Here is a 2345-nt window from a genome sequence, read left to right on the forward strand (position 1 = left end):
TGATTATGTGAATGATCGTGATTATGTCCCATAATTATTTTGCAAGTTTTAGTATTCTGATTGCGCCTCTCATCACGAAGGCAAATACAATTCCCCCGATGGCCAGATCCGGCCATTTACTATCGAGAAAATAAACCAACACTCCTGCTAAAATCACCCCACCATTTACGATAATGTCATTCGACGTGAATATGGCGCTGGCTTGCATGTGAGCTTCATCGCTTTTGGCTTTATTAATCAACCAAAGCGAAACAAGGTTGCCTATAAGTGCAAGCACTGATATGATGATCATCCATTGAAACAGGGGCGTTTCGCTTTCGCTGAAAAACCTGCGCAACACCTCTGAGAAACCCAACAGTGCCAATCCCATCTGGAAATAGCCACTGATTTTGGCTACTCTTTTCTTACGTGATAGAGCTGAACCTACAGCCAATAAACTAAGGCCGTAGACAATGGAATCTGCTAGCATATCCAGTGAATCGGCCACCAAGCCCATAGAACGTGATATCCATCCGGTAGTCATCTCTATCACAAAGAACCCGAAATTGATTCCCAGCACCCACCACAATATTTTGCGCTGGTGAGAATCGTCAGAAGCCAGTGGCAACTCAACTTCATCTTCCGTACTTTCCAACCTGTCATTGAGTTTGAGTTCACCGATGGCCTGATGGATCTCTTCTACTTCATCTGTATGATATACCTCTAGTTTACGATTTGGAATATCAAAAGAAAGCTGCTTCACCTCGTTATAAGGTTCCAGCTTCATACGGATCATCTGCTCTTCTGAGGGGCAGTCCATTTTGGAGATGAAGAAAGTCGATTTTTTTACCTTGGACATTTACAGGCTATCAATTACGTGCTTCAGTTTTTCTCGTATTTGTGTGGCTATTTCTCCGAGACCTTCATTACTGACCGATTGCATAGATGCCACCGGATCCACTGCAGATATCTCAATTTTGCCAGGCTCCTTTTCCTGGACAATTACATTGCACGGAAGCATAGCTCCAATCTTATCTTCGGCCTGTAGCGCTTTGTAAGCAAACGGAGGATTACATGCTCCCAGGATTCTATAATTGTAAAAATCAACGTCAAGTTTCTTCTTCAAGGTGGCCTTAATGTCAATTTCAGTTAGGACACCAAATCCCTCATTTTTTAGTTCTTCAGTGACTTTTTCGATAGCTTCATCGAAATCACCATCTATGGTTTTTGTGAAATAATAACTCATGGTTTTTTAAAATTTATGTTTATACAATTTTGATTTTTAATCATCGTCTTCCAATTCCCCTTTCTTCATTTCTGAAATGAGATAGTAGGCGTTGTTCCAGGCGACTTCAGCTCCTTCAGGTAACTCCTCTAGTAGCTTGACCTCTATCCACCCGTCATCGGTAATGCCTGTTCGGATTTCAATTGGTGTAAATTTCCATTCGGTTTCTCCATCTTCTTCATGTGCTTCCGCCATGAAAATATAGGGCTTGCCTTCTTCTTCTATAATAGCATCTTCCGGTAAGGCAGTCACTTTATGACTAGTGGTATGGATTCTTCCATTGATATACATGCCGGGAATCAGAAAGTCTTCCTTATTGTTAATCTCCGCATGGATATGTACTGCTTTTGGGTTTAGCTCGAATTGTTTGCCTACCGAATAAATTTCAGCGGTCAGCGTATTTCCCGGAACAGACTCAACAGTAAAAGATACTTTTTGTCCCTCCTTTACTTTGTACACATCTTTTTCAAAAACCATCAGGTCGGCATGGATGTGATCGATATTAACTATCATAAACATCTCGATCTGAGGATTAACATACTGGCCTAACTGAATCTTGACTTTTTGTATGAATCCATTGATAGGGCTGACTACTGGTACGTACTCATAGATTTCTCCACTCCGTATCTTTACCGCATTCAAATTGAGTTGTTTTAACTGCACTTCATACCCTTTCACTTCACCTTTCATGCCCTGATACTCAGCTACTGTTTCCTGATATGTCTTTCCTGATCCAACTTCTTCTTCATACAATCGCTTTTGTCGCTGCATTTCCTTTTCTAAATACTGGAAGCGACTATACGCCTTGATATAGTTGGTTTGAAGCTGTGACAAGTTTGGATGAGAGAGGTATGCTAAGACCTGTCCTTTCCGCACTTTATCACCTTCAATGACCTTGATGGAAGTGATGTTTGCACCAAGTATGGCAGTGACGGTTGCCTCATGTTGAGGCGGAACTTCCAATTGACCATTGGCTTCTACTACTCCGGAAAGAGCTCTCAATGGAAGCGTGTCAATTTTAAACTCCAGGCTATTGAATTTCAGCTGTGACAAGTGAACAGCACCTACTGATTCTTCAGCA

3 protein-coding genes are annotated in these 2345 nt (G+C 41.6%); all 3 read right to left on the bottom strand.

What is annotated here, in order from left to right:
* Positions 1-34 precede the first annotated feature (34 nt).
* A complete protein-coding gene (locus RLN88_RS00005; RefSeq protein WP_350219317.1) occupies positions 35-838 on the bottom strand; it encodes a cation efflux transmembrane domain-containing protein in 804 nt (267 codons plus the stop codon).
* Positions 839-1225: a DUF302 domain-containing protein gene (locus RLN88_RS00010; RefSeq protein WP_350219318.1), complete on the bottom strand. Its 387-nt coding sequence runs from the start codon at positions 1223-1225 to the stop codon at positions 839-841.
* Positions 1226-1261: 36 nt separating this feature from the next.
* A partial coding sequence (locus RLN88_RS00015) for an efflux RND transporter periplasmic adaptor subunit (protein WP_350219319.1) occupies positions 1262-2345 on the bottom strand: 1084 nt, incomplete at its 5' end.

This window comes from Ekhidna sp. (genome assembly GCF_040223195.1).
GTDB lineage: Bacteria > Bacteroidota > Bacteroidia > Cytophagales > Cyclobacteriaceae > Ekhidna.

Coding starts and splice junctions, on each gene's coding strand:
- RLN88_RS00005 (WP_350219317.1), bottom strand. CDS start 838: ATGTCCAAGGTAAAAAAATCGACTTTCTTCATCTCCAAAATGGACTGC.
- RLN88_RS00010 (WP_350219318.1), bottom strand. CDS start 1,225: ATGAGTTATTATTTCACAAAAACCATAGATGGTGATTTCGATGAAGCT.